General features: G+C 45.3%; 14 protein-coding genes. 9 read left to right on the forward strand and 5 right to left on the reverse strand.

The window, feature by feature from the left end:
* The first annotated feature begins 38 nt into the window (after positions 1 to 38).
* Both ruvA and ruvB read left to right on the forward strand, forming a co-directional pair.
* Entirely contained in the window at positions 39 to 656 is a 618-nt protein-coding gene (gene ruvA / locus QF117_RS12035) for a Holliday junction branch migration protein RuvA (RefSeq protein ID WP_282389137.1), read from the forward strand.
* Between the two features lie 26 nt (positions 657 to 682).
* Positions 683 to 1,687, forward strand: coding sequence for a Holliday junction branch migration DNA helicase RuvB (ruvB, locus tag QF117_RS12040; protein WP_017033773.1), 1,005 nt, complete (start codon positions 683 to 685; stop codon positions 1,685 to 1,687).
* Positions 1,688 to 1,935: 248 nt separating this feature from the next.
* Here the strand turns inward: ruvB and cra are convergent, their stop codons facing one another.
* Complete coding sequence (gene cra, locus QF117_RS12045; protein WP_282389138.1) at positions 1,936 to 2,916, reverse strand: catabolite repressor/activator; 981 nt, start codon at positions 2,914 to 2,916, stop codon at positions 1,936 to 1,938.
* A gap of 248 nt (positions 2,917 to 3,164) precedes the next feature.
* Here cra and fruB point away from each other — a divergent pair, with 248 nt between their 5' ends.
* The 3 genes from fruB to fruA are packed head-to-tail and all read left to right on the forward strand — an operon-like array spanning position 3,165 to position 7,122.
* A complete protein-coding gene (fruB, locus tag QF117_RS12050) occupies positions 3,165 to 4,352 on the forward strand; it encodes a fused PTS fructose transporter subunit IIA/HPr protein (protein WP_282389139.1) in 1,188 nt (395 codons plus the stop codon).
* 7 nt (positions 4,353 to 4,359) lie between these two features.
* On the forward strand, positions 4,360 to 5,310 hold the full coding sequence (gene pfkB, locus QF117_RS12055; RefSeq protein WP_282389140.1) for a 1-phosphofructokinase: 951 nt from the start codon (positions 4,360 to 4,362) through the stop codon (positions 5,308 to 5,310).
* Between the two features lie 39 nt (positions 5,311 to 5,349).
* Positions 5,350 to 7,122 carry a PTS fructose transporter subunit IIBC gene (gene fruA, locus QF117_RS12060; RefSeq protein ID WP_282389141.1) on the forward strand — a complete coding sequence of 591 codons (1,773 nt, stop codon included), beginning with the start codon at positions 5,350 to 5,352 and terminating at the stop codon, positions 7,120 to 7,122.
* A gap of 103 nt (positions 7,123 to 7,225) precedes the next feature.
* Here fruA and QF117_RS12065 read toward each other — a convergent pair whose 3' ends face one another.
* Both QF117_RS12065 and QF117_RS12070 read right to left on the reverse strand, forming a co-directional pair.
* The gene (locus QF117_RS12065; protein ID WP_282389142.1) at positions 7,226 to 7,519 is read right to left on the reverse strand and encodes a DUF1496 domain-containing protein; all 294 of its coding nucleotides are present in this window, start codon (positions 7,517 to 7,519) and stop codon (positions 7,226 to 7,228) included.
* 24 nt (positions 7,520 to 7,543) lie between these two features.
* On the reverse strand, positions 7,544 to 8,443 hold the full coding sequence (locus tag QF117_RS12070; RefSeq protein WP_282389143.1) for a 1-aminocyclopropane-1-carboxylate deaminase/D-cysteine desulfhydrase: 900 nt from the start codon (positions 8,441 to 8,443) through the stop codon (positions 7,544 to 7,546).
* Between the two features lie 495 nt (positions 8,444 to 8,938).
* Between QF117_RS12070 and QF117_RS12075 the strand changes: the two genes are divergently transcribed.
* From QF117_RS12075 to fabV, 3 genes are all read left to right on the forward strand, one after another.
* On the forward strand, positions 8,939 to 9,565 hold the full coding sequence (locus tag QF117_RS12075) for a TetR/AcrR family transcriptional regulator (protein WP_282389144.1): 627 nt from the start codon (positions 8,939 to 8,941) through the stop codon (positions 9,563 to 9,565).
* A 97-nt stretch (positions 9,566 to 9,662) separates the two neighbouring features.
* Positions 9,663 to 11,945, forward strand: a complete 2,283-nt coding sequence (locus QF117_RS12080) for an acyl-CoA dehydrogenase (RefSeq protein ID WP_282389145.1) — start codon at positions 9,663 to 9,665, stop codon at positions 11,943 to 11,945.
* A gap of 290 nt (positions 11,946 to 12,235) precedes the next feature.
* Positions 12,236 to 13,438 (forward strand): enoyl-ACP reductase FabV, encoded by a 1,203-nt coding sequence (gene fabV / locus QF117_RS12085; RefSeq protein ID WP_282389146.1) that lies wholly within the window; start codon positions 12,236 to 12,238, stop codon positions 13,436 to 13,438.
* 225 nt (positions 13,439 to 13,663) lie between these two features.
* Here the strand turns inward: fabV and QF117_RS12090 are convergent, their stop codons facing one another.
* A complete protein-coding gene (locus tag QF117_RS12090) occupies positions 13,664 to 15,346 on the reverse strand; it encodes an aspartate:alanine antiporter (RefSeq protein WP_282389147.1) in 1,683 nt (560 codons plus the stop codon).
* Between the two features lie 188 nt (positions 15,347 to 15,534).
* Entirely contained in the window at positions 15,535 to 15,798 is a 264-nt protein-coding gene (locus QF117_RS12095) for a GrxA family glutaredoxin (RefSeq protein WP_017033784.1), read from the reverse strand.
* 274 nt (positions 15,799 to 16,072) lie between these two features.
* Between QF117_RS12095 and QF117_RS12100 the strand changes: the two genes are divergently transcribed.
* Entirely contained in the window at positions 16,073 to 17,305 is a 1,233-nt protein-coding gene (locus QF117_RS12100; protein WP_282389148.1) for an iron-containing alcohol dehydrogenase, read from the forward strand.
* The last annotated feature ends 134 nt before the right edge of the window (positions 17,306 to 17,439 follow it).

A 17,439-nucleotide genomic window follows, 5' to 3' on the forward strand; every position in this document is an offset into this window, starting at 1 on the left:
TATCATCGCTAGACATTATTGTCTTAAAGGAATCGAGTGTGATTGGACGTCTTCGCGGCTTACTGATAGAAAAACAGCCCCCAGAGTTATTAATTGAAGTCAACGGTATTGGCTACGAAGTACAAATGCCGATGAGCTGTTTCTATGAACTTCCTGAGCTTGGTGAAGAAGCCATTATCTATACTCATTTTGTTGTGCGGGAAGATGCACAACTCTTGTATGGTTTTAATACAGTGAAAGAGCGTGCCCTTTTCAGAGAAGTCATTAAAGCCAATGGTGTTGGCCCGAAATTGGGGCTCGGTATTCTATCGGGCATGTCAGCGAGCCAGTTCGTTTCATCGGTTGAAAGAGAAGATATTTCCACATTAGTGAAGCTTCCTGGTGTTGGTAAAAAAACCGCTGAACGTTTGGTTGTCGAAATGAAAGACCGTTTGAAAGGATGGGGAGCTGGCGATCTATTTACTCCAGCGACGGACGCTGCTCCTTCAGACTCAGGGCCTGTTCATCGCGCTCAAAGTGCACAAGATGAAGCCGTGAGTGCATTATTGGCACTGGGTTATAAACCCGTACAAGCGTCTAAAGTGATTTCACAGATTGCCCGTGATGATATGACCAGTGAACAACTTATCCGTGATGCACTTAAATCTATGGTTTAAGGCATATTATAGGAATTTTACACGTTATGATTGAAGCCGATCGTTTGATTGCCCCTGACAGCCCAGTTTTTAAAGAAGAAGAGCTTATTGATAGGGCAATACGGCCTAAAAAACTCGCTGATTATAGAGGGCAGGATCACGTTAAAGATCAAATGGAAATCTTTATCAAAGCTGCCCAGTTAAGACATGAGCCTCTTGATCATCTGCTTATTTTTGGCCCACCTGGTTTAGGAAAAACAACACTGGCGAATATCGTAGCCAATGAGATGGAAGTGAACATTCGCACCACCTCTGGCCCTGTATTGGAAAAAGCAGGGGACTTGGCGGCTTTGCTGACGAACCTAGAAGAGAATGACGTTCTCTTTATTGATGAAATTCACCGACTCAGCCCAATGGTCGAAGAAGTGTTGTATCCAGCTATGGAAGATTACCAACTCGATATCATGATTGGTGAAGGCCCTGCTGCTCGTTCAATTAAAATAGATTTACCTCCATTTACCCTGATTGGCGCGACAACGCGAGCGGGTTCTTTGACATCCCCGCTGCGTGATCGTTTCGGCATTACTCAGCGCCTCGAATATTATAAAGTCCCCGACTTACAGTACATCGTTGAGCGCAGTGCTAATTGCTTGAATCTCTCTATGGAACCAGAGGGGGCTTTGGAAATTGCTCGCCGTGCTCGAGGGACTCCCCGTATCGCAAACCGCCTGTTGCGCCGAGTTCGCGACTACGCGGAAGTGAAAGGGGATGGCCATATCAGTGAAGCGATTTCTGACAAAGCGTTGAACATGCTTGATGTGGATGCGCAAGGGTTTGACTACATGGATAGAAAGCTTCTGTTAGCCATTATGGAAAAGTTTGGTGGCGGTCCGGTGGGGCTAGATAACATGGCCGCGGCTATCGGTGAAGAGAAAGACACCATTGAAGATGTATTGGAACCGTACCTGATCCAACAAGGCTATTTACAACGCACTCCAAGGGGGCGAATTGCAACCGACAGAGCTTACCTTCATTTCGGAATCGATAAATAAAAAGAGCTTAGGGCCAAATACCGATCAACACGCCCTAGCGTTAAAGTGATCGGCTGAACGATCCTCTAGGGAGGTAAAAATCCAAATGTTTTTTATGCATTTGGATTTTTTATGGGTGTGTCCCAAGCCTGAACGTGATAAATCTCATCTCGGTTTAAGCCATCGCCTTGATCTTTGTCTTTCCAGTGTTTGTGATGTTGAGCGACGGGTTAATGACTTGTTGGGCGAAATGCGACTTCACTACTCAATCAACGACGAACTACGATCTTTCTTGGAATAAGTTCAACGCCGGGGTTATATCGTTTTTGTGAGGCGTTGAGTGCTTGTTCTAACGCACTGTCACAGATCAAATCAAACTGCTGGGGTAAAGAGTTTATCTTGAAAGGCAAAAAGTCGAGTAAGCGATTATCACCAAAGGTCGCTAACTTTATTTTCGTCATCAACTCCGGTTTTTCTGAAAACACGTCAAGCACACCCTCTAACAACGTATAAGAAGTCGTTACAATGGCATCGGGCATTTGAGCCGATTCAATCCAGTGTTTCAGTTGAGCATAGCCGTCTTGTCGGTTGAAGTGTTCGCCATAACCAGACAGTGTCTGGACATTCCTTTCTTTCGCTGCGGATTCAAACCCTAGTTGGCGCTCTTTCGATATATTAAGATCGGGTAACGCCCCAATAAGCCCAACCATGTTTGTGTTGGAATCAATAACCGACTGGGTTAATTCAAACGCTGCATCATAGTCTTCACTGACAATACACGCGAAGTGTTCGTCATCCAAGGGTCGGTCAATCGCAATGACTGGGGTACCTGCTTGCTGAATGGCTAAGTAGAAATCATTGGCGTCTGGAAGGGCACTGGCGACAAAAAGTGCATCGATGCGTCTTGATATGAGCGCCTCGGTGACATTTTTTTCAGTGTCAGGATCGTCATCAGAACAACCAATTAATATCTGGTAGCCAGCTTTGCGAGAGTTTTGCTCTAAGATTTTAGCAATGCGCGCGTAACTGGTGTTTTCCAAGTCTGGGATAATTAAGCCAAATGAACGGCTGTTTCCTGCGCGTAGCGATGATGCGGCGTGGTCAGGGCGGTAGTTATGCTCTTGAACAACGGCAATGACTTTTTGCTGAGTTTTTTGAGAAATTCGGTATTTCTGGGCCTTACCATTAATGACATAACTCGCCGTCGTCTTAGATACCCCTGCCAATTTTGCGATTTCATCTAACGTCATTATGGATCCTTTTTGTGCCATTGATCATAAAAATACGATCTTACGTTGAGCAAGAGTTGCATTATACGCTGAATCGATTCAGTATAAAAGCTGAAAGGATTCAGCAGAGTTCTCAATCTTGAATTTTATGAGCTGTGTTGTTTCTTGCTAACATTGAAGATGACAAAAACTTCTTTGTTAGTTTTTTTTAGATAAAAGCTGAATCGATTCAGCATCTGATGAAATCAAATAACACTGAGGCAGCAGCTATGCTCGAATTGACACTAGATGACATTACTTTAAACCAGTCTTTTAATAACAAGACTGAGGCTATCCAAGCCATTGCGTTAGATTTATCTGGCAAGGGTTATGTTGAAGATGGCTATGTTGAAGGAATGCTGGCGCGCGAATCTCAACATTCTACTTATCTGGGGAATGGTATCGCGATCCCTCATGGTACGACTCAAACACGCGATTTGGTGAAACAAACAGGGGTGTCACTGCATCATTTTCCGCAGGGAATGAGCTGGGGCGATGGAAATATTGTTTATGTTGCTATTGGTATTGCTGCTCAATCTGATGAGCACCTTGGCATATTGAAGCAACTGACCCATGTTTTATCGAATGAGAATGTTGAGTTATTGCTCAAGCAAGCCAGTACTAAAGATCAATTGATCGCTATTTTGAATGGCGATGCGCAAAGCGACAAGAACCAAAGCAGTTTTTCATTTTCTGCTTCTCTTATTCAACGTGAGTTCCCCGCGACCGATATGATTCAGATGAGCGCTGTCGCCAGTGGGTTGCTGCGCAATCAAGGCTGCGTCGACGCTGAATTTATTTCCGACGTAATTAATAAAGCGCCAACATCTCTGGGCGATGGCTTGTGGTTAGTCAGCAGTGATTGTTCGGTGAATCAAACAGGAATGGCTTTTGTTTCAGCGGCGCAGCCATTTGAAATGAACCATCAGCCAGTGAAAGCTCTACTGGTTATTTCAGCCTGTAATCAGCGCCATAAACCCGTTCTTGAACAGTTAACAGAGCTGGTATTTTCAAAGCAGCAAAAATCATTATTTACTCTGTCAGAAGATCAGCTGGTGGCGCTGTTCGTACGTGATGACAATCAAACTGAAGAGATGTCAGATAACGCGGTCTTAGAGTCGAACCCAATGAATAGCGAACTCGTCAATAGCGGTGAATTTACGATTCGAAATGCCCACGGCCTGCACGCGAGACCAGGCGCTATGCTCGTTGCTGAAGCGAAAAAATTTGAGTCGACGATTAAAGTCGCCAACCTCAATGGTGACAGAGAGGAAGTGAATGCGAAGAGTCTTATGAAGGTCATTTCATTGGGGGTTAAGCATGGTTACACGCTCAAATTTACGGCCGATGGGCCAGATTCAAAACAAGCCATAGAAGCGATAGGTAAAGCGATTCAATCCGGTCTGGGTGAAGGGTGAGAGAGTGATGACAATGAAAACAAGTAAAGTCGTAACGGTCACTTTGAATCCGGCGCTTGATCTTACTGGGCACTTACCGTCTATCTATCCCGGTGGTGTCAGCCTGGTCGATGAAGGTTCACTTCACGCGGCAGGTAAAGGCGTAAATGTGGCCAAGGTGCTATCAGAGCTTGGGGCTGAGGTCACGGTCACCGGATTCTTAGGGACTGATAACCAAGAAATGTTTTGTCAGCTGTTTGAACAGATTGGCGCAACCGACAAGTTCGTTAGGGTTCCTGGTTCAACTCGTATTAACGTCAAGCTGGTTGAACAATCGGGCAGTGTCAGTGACATCAACTTCCCGGGTGTAGAAGTGACTCCTCAAGCTGTACTTGAGTTTGAAAAAACATTGTTGGATTTAGCTGAAGATCATGACTATTTCGTGATAGCGGGAAGCTTGCCTCCCGGTATTTCCCCTGAGCTTTGCGCAAGTTGGATTAAAAAACTGCGTTCATTAGGAAAAAAAGTCATTTTTGATAGCAGCCGAAATGCATTAGCTCAAGGCATTGATGCGAGCCCGTGGTTGATAAAGCCTAACGAAGAAGAACTGTCACAGGTTATGGGACTTTCTTTATCTAGTCCTAACGAGTGTCGAACCGCCGCAGAAACGCTGGCCGAAAAGCGCATAGAGAACATTGTTATCTCAATGGGAGCGGATGGCGTTATGTGGCTAAATCAAGGCGAGTGGCTCCATGCAAAACCACCCAAAATGAAGGTGGTGAGTACAGTCGGTGCTGGAGATACGCTGGTAGCGGGCCTCTGTTGGGGCCACATGCAACAGATGAACAAAACCGAATTACTTCAATTTTCCACCGCTTTGTCTGCCTTAGCGGTGACACAAATAGGCGTTGGAATACCCTCAAAAGAACAACTACACACTCTACAGACGCAAACTCAGATAGACATCATAAGCCAATAGCTAACGGCTATTAGGCCAACAAGGAAAAGGGTCAACATTATGAAAATTGCCATCATTACCGCTTGCCCAAGTGGTGTTGCCAACAGTGTTATTGCCGCTGGTTTATTGCAAAAAGCAGCAGAAACATTAGGCCATGATACCGTGACTGAATGTCACTCAAGCGTTATCGATAATGCGCCATTAACACCGCAACAAATCGCGGATGCCGATATTGTCGTTATCGCTGCCAACACGCCGGTTGATACGGCTCGCTTCATTGGAAAGCGCGTTTACCAAGCGACGATTTCAGATTGTACTGCCGATGCGGTGGCGTTCTTAACCTCTGCTATTGCGGATGCGAATGAACTTCAATCGAATCAAGCTAATCGCTTAGAGCATGAGTCAGGTGTAGAAGTAGCAACCCAAGTAGCGGGAAAGGTAACGGAAAAAGTAGCGAAGAACATTGTCGCGATAACCGCTTGTCCCACTGGAGTAGCGCACACTTTTATGGCGGCAGAAGCGCTGGAAAAAGAGAGTGCTCGACTAGGCCACACTATTAAAGTTGAAACTCGGGGATCCGTAGGGGCTAAGAACCAGTTAACGGATCAAGATATTGAACAGGCTGACCTGGTTATTATTGCCGCCGATATTGAAGTGCCTTTGGATCGTTTCAATGGCAAAGCGCTTTATAAAACCAGCACAAGTCTAGCTCTGAAGAAAACAGAGCAAGAGATCAGCAAGGCCTTTGCAAATGCCACACCATACCAACACCGTGGTAGTGCAAATCAGTCAACCGCCGGTGAAGAGAAAAAAGGCGCTTATAAGCATCTTATGACCGGGGTATCTCACATGCTACCTGTCGTGGTTGCAGGTGGTTTGATCATTGCGCTTTCGTTTGTTTTTGGTATTGAAGCCTTTAAGGAAGAAGGAACATTAGCCGCGGCATTGATGACTATTGGTGGAGGCTCTGCCTTTGCTTTGATGATTCCAGTACTCGCTGGGTTCATTGCCTTTTCCATTGCGGATCGTCCGGGTCTTGCCCCTGGTTTGATTGGCGGTATGTTAGCAAGTTCAACCGGAGCCGGTTTTCTTGGTGGTATTGCTGCGGGGTTCATTGCGGGTTATTCCGCGAAACTCATCGCTGACAAAGTCTCTCTTCCTCAATCTATGGAAGCGCTGAAACCGATATTGATCATTCCATTTGTGGCAAGTTTGTTCACCGGTCTTGTGATGATCTACATCGTTGGCGGTCCTGTTTCTGGAATTATGTCAGCGATGACGGATTTTCTAAACAACATGGGATCAGCGAACGCGGTACTTCTAGGTGTAATTCTTGGTGCAATGATGTGCTTTGACTTAGGTGGCCCAATCAACAAGGCAGCTTATACATTTGGTGTGGGTCTATTGGCATCACAAACGTATGCGCCAATGGCTGCCATTATGGCCGCGGGTATGGTTCCGGCTTTAGGCATGGGCCTTGCGACGTGGTTAGCAAAAGATAAGTTTGAAGCGGGTGAACGAGAAGCAGGTAAAGCCTCGTTTGTTCTTGGATTGTGTTTTATTTCTGAAGGTGCGATTCCATTTGCTGCAAAAGATCCGATGCGTGTTATTCCAGCGTGTATGGCAGGCGGAGCATTAACGGGGGCACTTTCGATGCTGTTTGGCGCTCAACTGATGGCACCGCACGGTGGTTTATTTGTGTTGCTTATCCCTGGTGCCATTTCTCCAATACTGATGTACTTAGTGGCAATAGCGGCAGGTACAGCGGTGACTGGGTTTGGTTATGCGTTTTTAAAGCAAAGAGAATCAAGCAAAGAGGCAGCGGTCGCGTAAGAATAACAGTAAAGTAAGAGCTCTCAGACTCACCACTACCGTTTAATTTCGATGCTTTCCCCCCTAGAAACAGGCATCACAGCGCTACTTCGGTAGCGCTTTTTTAGTTATCTTGTGATGAAGATTTCAGTTGAACCCATTTTAAGGCACCATTGGTTTCAAAGTCATTCGCTTCTTTGCAGATCATGTAATGCTCGCCGACCTGAAGGATAGCCCCTAATGAGTAGGCTTGGTCTTGGTAATAGCAAACCCGTTTTGCTGCGCTTGCGCCATCAACGGCAATGATGCTTTTCCCCGGTGTTGAAATGACTTTTGCATTTAATGGAAGCGCGATCATTGCAACGATAAAGGTCATTGAAACGATAGAAGTGAGCGCAATCAGTGGATATTTTATCATTCAAATCGTCCTTACTGGTTTCATTTAATCCCACTGCCTTTGATATCTAGGTAGCATACTCTCGTTGCCTAAGATCCCACCTTGATGAACATAGATCAGCGTTTTGTCTTCTAAGTATTGTCTATGTTTGAGCAAACAGCGCCACATCATCGGATCATAGAGTAAATCAAACTCGACATAAGTATCGTCGAGTAATTGCTGCCAAATCAAATAGTCTTCATGATCAAGCTTTCCAAAGTGATGCTTGCTGTCTAACGTCAGGATTTCAGGGTGGTTGTGAGGCTCTAATTCATGAAACTGTTGTGTCAAATAATCACGGCCACCGACACAAGGGCAGGTCAGTACATCAATCCCATGTGGCTTTAAATATTGGCTTAGATAGAGCGATGTGGTGCCTGTTCCTGATGGTAGAGCCACAACACAACGTTGGCTACTGTCGTATCTCGCCCATTGCAAAAGTTCCTCTGCAAGCTCAGTCACGCCTAATGCGGCCGAAGTTGAACGTCCACCTTCTGGGACAACAATACAACGCTCGTTGGGCTGACGAACCTGAGCAATGAAATCCGCAGGGTGAAGAGGCGTCGAAATCACGTCTTTTACTGCAATGACCTTTGCCCCTAAATCCAGTGCACCTCGATAATTACCGATAGGCGTTTTCTTGAGCCAATGGGGAATATGATCAACATAAAATTCAAGTTGCCACCCTTTAATGCTTGCAAGGGCAGCAAGGGAATACAGCGAGTTGGCTTGAGCAGAACCATAGCCAATAATTGTGGTAATCGTTTCGTCGTTGTTATTCAGTAGCCACTTGAATTTTCGAGCTTTATTACCGCTAAACTGGCTGTGAAGCTTATCGTCTCTCTTGAGGAAAAACGCAATATCTTGAAAGCGATGTTGAGTGACGGGAGAATTATTTAGGATCATGGAAAGGCTCAAGAGTGTGACATTGGGGAAGTATATCAATCTTGTCGCCATTTTTCCTATTGCTCCGTCGCTATTTGCTCCGCAGCTATTTGCTTGCGTCGAAACCACAAACCACAACATCAGGATAAAATAATAGAATAAAATAAAAACAGCAGAATAAAAAAAGCCCAGAACAATCAGGTTCTGGGCAGATACAAACATAGGAGTTAATATGAAAAAGCAGTTTAAACGGTAGTGGCAGTATAAAAACAAGTCTGACGGCCAGTGAAACTCTTAAAACTCTGCCAACTACACTTAGTAAGACCCGCCTTTCCCAAAACAGTTCCATCATTTTGTAATAAAAATCGAAGTTTTTTTAACTCTTTTATTTTCAATAAATTAAAGCGTTACGCACTATTCTGGTCAGACCAATGGTCATAAATGTGATGTTAATAGCTTGTTAATCATGTTTTCGATCTGTATATTTCAAACAGATGTTTAATACGAGCGATTGAAATGGCAGCCAAAAACGATACCAAAAATAAAATTCTAGATGTGGCGGAAGTGCTGTTCTCGGAGCAAGGGTTTAATGACACGTCATTAAGAACGATTACGAGCAAAGCAGGCGTGAACTTGGCGTCGGTTAACTATCACTTTGGCGATAAGAAAACCTTAGTTAGAGCTGTCATCGACCGATACTTAGAAGCGTTTATGCCAGCACTTGAGCAGTCGTTGGAATCGCTTAATGAACGCAGCGATTTTGAAGTGGCTGATGTATTCGAATCGTTACGTCAGCCGTTAAGGGCTCTCAACAGTGTGAGACCAGACGGAACAAGTCGATTTATGCTGCTTATTGGTCGTGGATACACCGACGTGCAGGGGCATTTGCGCTGGTTCATCACCACACGTTATCAAGGCGTTTTGTCTTTGTTCACTCAATCTGTGCTTAAGGCGAACCCTAATTTAACTCAAGAAACTCTGTTCTGGCGTCTTCATTTTACGCTTGGAACTTGCGTATTTACTATGGCATCTAGCCAGGCGTTGGCTGAGATAGCCGAAAACGATTTTGGCACCAAAGTGGATTCTAAAGCGGTGGTTGATCGGCTCATCCCTTACTTGTCAGCAGGGGTCGCAGCCCATTAATTAAACGCCAGTTAACTCAACTGAAACAAAAGACGAATAAATATAAAAACCTAATAAATATAAAAACACACCAACACGTGAACAAAAGGATATGAATATGTGCTCTCTACGAAGAAAATGGGTCAGTGATCCCGCTTTTGAATTTTTTAAGAAAGTTCTACCACCATTATCCAATACGGAAAAAGAAGCGATGGAAGCCGGAAGTGTCTGGTGGGATGGGGAGCTGTTTTCTGGTAACCCTGATTTTTCGAAGCTTCATCAGTATCCTGCGCCAAGCTTGACTGATGAAGAGCAAGCTTTTATGGATAACGAGCTAGAAACTCTGTTGTCGATGCTTGATGACTATCAAATTGTCAAAAAGGACCGCGATCTTCCTAAAGATGTCTGGGATTACTTACGTAAAGAGCGGTTCTTTTCTCTCATCATTTCTAAGCAATATGGTGGTCGTGAATTTTCAGCGCTTGCCAATTCAACCATCGTCTCTCGCATTGCGACTCGCAGCATCAGTGCTGCGGTTACCGTGATGGTACCGAATTCTCTTGGGCCAGGTGAGTTACTTTCTCACTACGGTACGCAAGGCCAAAAAGACTACTGGTTGCCACGTTTAGCCGACGGTACCGATATCCCATGTTTTGCATTAACGGGGCCTGAAGCGGGTTCGGATGCCGGGAGCATTCCCGATCAAGGTACCGTATGCTACGGCACTCATGAAGGTAAAGAGGTGCTTGGCATTCGCTTGAACTGGAACAAGCGTTACATCACGTTAGCGCCTGTTGCTACCGTGCTTGGTTTGGCTTTTAAACTAAACGATCCCGACCACCTACTGGGCGACAAAGAAGAGCTGGGGATCACTTGTGCGCTTATTCCGACTTCGCATGAGGGTGTGCAGGTGGGTGAACGCCATGACCCTATCGGTTTGGCGTTCATGAATGGCCCAACTCGTGGCAAGGATGTGTTCATTCCAATTGAGTGGCTCATTGGCGGCTCTGAATACGCAGGCAAAGGCTGGAGAATGTTGGTGGAATGCCTGTCAGCGGGGCGTGGTATTTCTTTACCGGCTCTGGGCACGGCACTTGGTCATCTCACCTCTCGTACTACGGGTGCTTATGCGTATGTGCGTAAACAATTTGGTATGTCGATTGGTAAGTTTGAAGGTGTGGCGGAATCGCTAGGGCGCATCGGCGGGATGACTTACCTTCTTGAGGCGACACGAACGTTAACAACCACGTCTTTAGACATGAAAGAAAAGCCAGGCATTGTTACCGCCATTGCTAAATACCATATGACAGAAATCGCAAGAACCATTATGAATGACTCAATGGATATTCATTCTGGTCGTGCGATTCAAGAAGGCCCGATGAACTATCTGACGTCGGCTTATCTGGGTGTGCCAGTCGCGATAACGGTAGAGGGCGCGAACATTCTTACGCGTAACTTGATGATTTTTGGTCAAGGTGCGACACGTTGTCACCCTTACGTACTTAAAGAAATGGAAGCGGCGGCGAACCCTGATGAAAAAGAAGGGGCAAAAGCGTTTGATAAGTTGCTGTTTAAACATATTGGGCATGCGACCAAAAATACCCTTGGCGCCTTTGGTGCAGGGTTAACCGGATCGCGCTTTATTAAAGCCGAAATGAGTGGACCCACTCAGGTTTATTACAAAGATTTGACTCGCCTTAGTCGTGCACTCGCGGTCAGTGCCGATTTTGCTATGTTGACACTCGGTGGCGATTTGAAACGTAAAGAGATGATTTCAGCGCGTTTAGGTGATGGCCTGAGCTATCTCTACATGGCGTCTGCTGTATTGAAAAAGTACGAAGACGAAGGCCGTCAGCAGCAAGATTTAGACTACGTGCATTACGCCATTCAACACTGTTTCCATAAAGGTGCTGAGGCGTTGCAAGAAGCGTATCGAAACTTCCCACAAAAAATGGTCGGGCGTTTACTCAAATTGCTTGTATTTCCATTGGGGAATCACTTCGACAAACCAAGTGACCAGTTAGCGGTCAAACTTGCTGAAAGTGTCATGACGCCGGGCGCATGCCGAGATCGATTGACTCACTTATGTTATGTCGGAGACAGTGAAGATGACAGCGTAGGTCTAATGGAAAAAGCGTTCCTAGCTATGTACGACATTAAGAGCCTAGAGAGAAAGCTCAATAAAGCGGTTAAGGCAGGCAAAGTGGTTCGCAAAGCGCCATTAACGGAAAAACTAGCACAAGCGTTGGCGGCTGAAGTGCTTACGCAGGAAGAAGTCGATACGATTGTTGCGGCGGATAGACTTCGCTACAAAGCGATTCAAGTCGATGACTTTAGCCATGATTACAGTGAAGTGAGAACACACAAAAACAATCAACCTAAGCTCAACAGTGTTGCCTAGTTTTTGGTTGTTATCATAAATTATCACTAAATCGCAAGGGGCCTCTGAATCAGAGGTCCTTTTTCATGGCTGGAATCATTCGTATGAGATAGTGAAATCGAATAGTGGGATCGAATAGTGGGATCGAACAGTTAAATCTAATCTTTAAAGTAATGATAAAAGCACAAATTGAATCAGAGTCACGCTTGAGTGATCCAACCACTTGTCTATTTTCCCTGTTTTTGCAGAAACTTGATGCGATTTAGTCGTGAACCTTTTATTCTAGCGATGATTTTTTAAGGAAGTTGAATATGATCATCAAACCTCGAATTCGTGGATTTATCTGTACCACAACACACCCTGTGGGCTGTGAAGCAAACGTAAAAGAACAAATTGCCTACACTAAAGCGCAAGGTCCAATTCAAAATGCACCAAAACGTGTATTGGTGGTTGGTTCTTCTAGTGGCTACGGTCTATCTTCTCGCATTGCGGCTGCATTTGGCGGCGGTGCTTCTACTATCGGTGTTTTCTTTGAAAAAGAAGGGACTGAGCGTAAAACCGGTACCGCTGGTTTTTACAACGCAGCGGCATTTGACAAGCTCGCTCGTGAAGAAGGCTTGTATTCTAAAAGCTTGAACGGCGATGCGTTTTCAAACGAAGCGAAGCAAAAAGCGATTGAGCTTATCAAGGAAGACCTAGGTCAGATTGATATGGTGGTTTACTCGCTAGCGTCACCAGTACGTAAGTTGCCAGAAACCGGTGAGCTGATCCGTTCAGCACTGAAACCTATTGGTGAAACGTATACAGCAACGGCTGTTGATACCAATAAAGATTTGATTATTGAAGCGTCAGTCGAGCCTGCAACAGAAGAAGAAATTAAAGACACGGTTACCGTGATGGGCGGCGAAGACTGGGAACTTTGGATCAATGCGCTTTCTGAAGCGGGTGTTCTTGCTGACGGTTGTAAAACGGTCGCTTATAGCTACATTGGAACTGAACTGACTTGGCCTATCTATTGGGAAGGCGCGTTAGGTAAAGCGAAAATGGACCTAGACCGTGCTGCGAATGAGCTTAATGAAAAGCTCTCAGCAACCGGTGGCAGTGCGAATGTGGCTGTTCTGAAGTCTGTGGTTACGCAAGCAAGCTCGGCGATTCCTGTGATGCCACTTTACATCGCTATGGTATTCAAAAAAATGCGTGAAGAAGGTGTTCATGAAGGTTGTATGGAACAGATCTATCGCATGTTTAGCCAGCGTTTATATAAAGAAGATGGCAGCGCTCCAGAAGTAGATGAAGCGAACCGCCTACGTCTTGACGACTGGGAACTGCGTGAAGACATTCAAAAGCATTGTCGTGAATTATGGCCTGAAGTCACCTCTGAGAATCTGAAAGATTTGACCGATTACGTTGAATACAAAGAAGAGTTCTTAAAGCTATTCGGCTTTGGTGTTGAAGGTGTTGATTACGAAGCGGATGTTAACCCAGCGGTGGAATCAGACATCATCGCTATTTAATATCTAGTTAAAGCTAAGTGACCGTCAATCTACCCAAATAGGATTGATAGAGTTTATTTAGAGACTAAAAAGGCGCTCACTGAGCGCCTTTTTTAGGTCTTACTGTAATGATTTCGCTGTTCTTTGTGTTTCTATTCGGTATTTTTTCTTTCTAGCTTTCTAGCTTTCTAGCTTTCTAGCTTTCTAGCGCTTCACTTTCATCTTTCTATTTTTAATAAGCGACCATCAACTAATGATAATCAGAACGGTTCCGGCAAGCGTCATAAGAATATTGGCAATGGCATAGGTACCTGCATAGCCTAGCGCAGGGATGGTTGATTTCGCATAATCATTCACGATATCCATAGCCGGAGCACAGGTTCTAGCACCGATAATGGCACCAAATAGTAAAGCGCGGTTCATTTTAAGAACATAAGCGCCAACCAGGTAAGCGATCGCAACGGGAACCACGCTGACTAGAAACGCGAGACCGATGATTTGTGGACCGACTTGAGATAGGTGTTCGAAAATCTTGCCCCCAGCACTTAACCCAATACCCACCATGAAAATCATAAGCCCTAAGTCTTTGACCATATTCAATGCACCTTGTGGAACATAACCAAAAGTCGGGTGGTTGGCACGCAGAAACCCAAGGGTAATCCCTGAAAGAAGCAGTCCTACCGCGTTACCTAACCCAAAGGAAACCTGACCAAATGTCATGGTGATCAAGCCGAACATTAAACCAAGAATGAAGAAGCTACAGAACGCCAGCAAATCGGCGATTTGGCTATGAATTGAGATAAAACCGATTTTTTCAGCAAGACCTAGAACTCGGCTTTTTTCGCCACTGACCTGTAATACATCGCCTTTAGCAAGAACGATGTCTAAGTCCATTGGCATTTCAATTTGAGCACGCACCACTCGGTTGAGGAAACAGCCAAATTCAGAGAGGTTGAGCTCTGAGAGTCTTTTCCCAACCATACTGTCACTCTTTACAACAATCTCTTCCTCAACAATTCTTAGGTCAAGTAAGTCTCGGTCGAATACCTCTTTGCCGTTGCGAAAGCTTGGATCCAGACGCGCATGGCTGTCTGGAAAACCAACCAGAGCGATTTCATCACCTTCTTGTAATATCGCGTCACCATCGGGGTGGGCGAGAATGCCATTGCGACGAATACGTTCGATATAACAGCCTGTCTGACGATAGATACCCAGTTCACGTAGGTTCTTGCCGTCTGTCCATGCAATGAGCTCAGAGCCGACTCGGTAAGCACGAATGATCGGTAAATAGACCTTACGCTGACTAGAGCTTCCAATGCCTCGTTCTTGTGCGATTTGCTGCGCAGAGTCAGACAGGTTTTGCTTCTGTAATTTGGGTAATAGCTTGGCAAAAGTGATCATGCTGATCAAACCCACGAGGTAGGCCATCGCGTATCCCACGGATAGGTTCTCCATGACCAGAGTCAGATCCATATTTCTTGGTATCGTTGCTAACCCGGTGGTTATGGCATCTTGCGCACCGACGAGCACGGGTGTTGCTGTTAGAGCTCCAGCCATCATTCCAGCGGCCATGCCATAATCAAGCCCGAACAAACGAGAGGCAAAGTGAGTAATTGACAGAGCGGTAGACAATACCACTAAACTCAGGATGAAATAATGCTTTCCATCGCGGAAGAAAATACCAAAAAAATTCGGTCCTGCTTCAATACCAACACAGTAGATAAAGAGCATAAAACCGATAGTTAGGGCTTCTGGGCTAAATGAAAAGCCTAAGTGGCCCATGATCAATGACGTAATGAGGACACCGATTGAATTGCCAAGCTGAAAACTGCCGAAACGGATTTTTCCGAACGCCAAGCCCGATGCTAAGGCGACGAAGATAAGTAGGATGGGGTTTTGCTCTAGTAATTGTATAACGTCAATATTCACGATTGGCTCTTGTTGCAAGAACTGGGGTTGTTTAAGTGGGGGGATTGTAGCGGATTATGCTCAAAAGATAAGTGAGTTTTTTTATAATTTGCAATTACTTCACATAGGGCAAGTAAAACAAAACCTGCCACTGTGGGCAGGTTTATCATTTGCAAGGGGGCAAGCCGTTTTGCAAAGGGTTAGGCGGTTTAGCTAAATAGGCCTAAATGCTCTTTTGCGTATGCTTCGAAGTCATCACAACCACCGATGTGGTCTTGGTCTACAAAGATTTGTGGAACCGTTTCAACGGGCTTACCGACCGTCTTTTCTAGATCCGCTTTGCTGATGCCTTCAGCATGAATATCAACATAGCGATAATTGAAGTCATCACGATTCGCTTTAAGCGTCTCTGCGTGTTCTTTAGCACGAACACAATATGGGCATGCTGGGCGACCAAAAATAACAACGAACATAACTTTTTCTCCTTTATTCTGATAGGTGCAACTATGCCCCAATCTTTTCTGGAAATAAAGAAGCAATTGCCTCTTGCTACGATAGGGAATACCTATTGATCTCGTTCAGGAGATGAAAGAAATGATGTCGGTGAGCATTCCGCGTGATGTGCCGCAAAAATACCTACTTTTGGTCGGGGCATTATCCAGCAAGTTGCACTCGGTCAAACAAATTATTCGTTGATGAGTGCAAGCTAAAAAGAGATTAAATTTCATCTTGAAAGAGGGATGCAGTATGTTTCAGTTCATGACATCGACTCGAATTATCTTCGGAGAAGGCGCTCTACAGTCCTCACTATCAGTACTGAATCAATACGGTTATAGCGTTCTATTGGTGACCGGAAAAGATCAGTCTCGTTCAGATATTCTGATCTCGTACCTAAAGGCACAAAACATGCGCTATCAGCATGTGAGTATCTTGGGGGAGCCGAATATCACTATGGTTGAAGAAACGTCAGTGGTTGGACGAAAGTTTAAACCGGATATGGTCGTCAGCATAGGAGGAGGGAGTGTTATTGACATGGGAAAAGCCCTAGCAGCGATTATCCCTAACCAAGGAGATGTGTACGACTACGTTGAAGTCGTCGGTCGGAGTGTCCCTTTGAAAACCAAGCCTCTTCCTTTTATTGCCATCCCTACTACGGCGAGCAGTGGTTCGGAAGTCACCCGTAACGCGGTGCTTCGCTCAGGACAAGATAAAGTCAAAGTCAGTTTACGCAGCCCCGATATGCTCGCTGATGTCGCCATTGTTGACCCGACCCTTACCTATGGAACCGATGTCCATACTTCGGCTCGAGGCGCCATGGACGCGTTTACTCACTTAATGGAGGCTTATGTCTGTGGCGACCCAAATCCGTTAACGGATATGGTGTGTGAGGAAGGGTTACGCAAGTTGTCTCATTCGGTTATCGCGGCGTGCCGACGGGATGATTATACGGCCAGAGCTGACCTGTCGTTTGCTGCGATGCTAGGTGGCATGGCTATGACTAACGCGAAACTGGGGGCTGCTCATGGGCTTGCTGCGGCATTGGGGGGTAAACTGAATGCGCCACACAGTGTGATCACTAGTCGTCTTGCACCTTATGTGATGAAAGAGAATATTGAAGCGGCGAAAGACGCGGGCCGAAAAGATGTTTTGAAACGCTATATCAGGCTAGCACAATTGGTCACCGGGAGAACAAACGTACATGTAGAAGATGGCGTACTGTGGGTGCAGATGATGCTTGATAAGTTGGAGTTGCCTGTGCTGAGTGAGTATGGCGTTTGTTCAACGTCATTCGATAAGGTTGCCGAGGATGCTCTGATGTCGGTTGCAATTAAAGGAAATCCGTTACCGTTAACGAAAGAACGCCTAGTCTATATACTGGATCAAGTGTGCCATTGTTCGGGTGATTGTCATGGTGAGCAAACAGAGCGAACCAGTAAGGTCGAAATCTTAACGAATTCTGTGGAAGAAAAGCTAACCTAATTGAATCGAAACCTTTATTTAGTTGACCTTCTTATCGCTCTTGAAATGGGAGGGGTATAGAAAAGAAAACTTATCGCTCTTGAAATGGGAGGGGTATAGAAAAGAAAAAACGGAGCTTAAAGAAAGCTCCGTTT

The sequence above is a fragment of the Vibrio sp. YMD68 genome (genome assembly GCF_029958905.1).
Lineage (GTDB): Bacteria > Pseudomonadota > Gammaproteobacteria > Enterobacterales > Vibrionaceae > Vibrio.

Bases quoted from the DNA above. Each gene is read 5' to 3' on its own strand.
- ruvB (WP_017033773.1), top strand. From the start codon at position 683: ATGATTGAAGCCGATCGTTTGATTGCCCCTGACAGCCCAGTTTTTAAA.
- cra (WP_282389138.1), bottom strand. From the start codon at position 2,916: ATGACGTTAGATGAAATCGCAAAATTGGCAGGGGTATCTAAGACGACG.
- fruB (WP_282389139.1), top strand. From the start codon at position 3,165: ATGCTCGAATTGACACTAGATGACATTACTTTAAACCAGTCTTTTAAT.
- pfkB (WP_282389140.1), top strand. From the start codon at position 4,360: ATGACAATGAAAACAAGTAAAGTCGTAACGGTCACTTTGAATCCGGCG.
- fruA (WP_282389141.1), top strand. From the start codon at position 5,350: ATGAAAATTGCCATCATTACCGCTTGCCCAAGTGGTGTTGCCAACAGT.
- QF117_RS12065 (WP_282389142.1), bottom strand. From the start codon at position 7,519: ATGATAAAATATCCACTGATTGCGCTCACTTCTATCGTTTCAATGACC.
- QF117_RS12070 (WP_282389143.1), bottom strand. From the start codon at position 8,443: ATGATCCTAAATAATTCTCCCGTCACTCAACATCGCTTTCAAGATATT.
- QF117_RS12075 (WP_282389144.1), top strand. From the start codon at position 8,939: ATGGCAGCCAAAAACGATACCAAAAATAAAATTCTAGATGTGGCGGAA.
- QF117_RS12080 (WP_282389145.1), top strand. From the start codon at position 9,663: ATGTGCTCTCTACGAAGAAAATGGGTCAGTGATCCCGCTTTTGAATTT.
- fabV (WP_282389146.1), top strand. From the start codon at position 12,236: ATGATCATCAAACCTCGAATTCGTGGATTTATCTGTACCACAACACAC.
- QF117_RS12095 (WP_017033784.1), bottom strand. From the start codon at position 15,798: ATGTTCGTTGTTATTTTTGGTCGCCCAGCATGCCCATATTGTGTTCGT.
- QF117_RS12100 (WP_282389148.1), top strand. From the start codon at position 16,073: ATGTTTCAGTTCATGACATCGACTCGAATTATCTTCGGAGAAGGCGCT.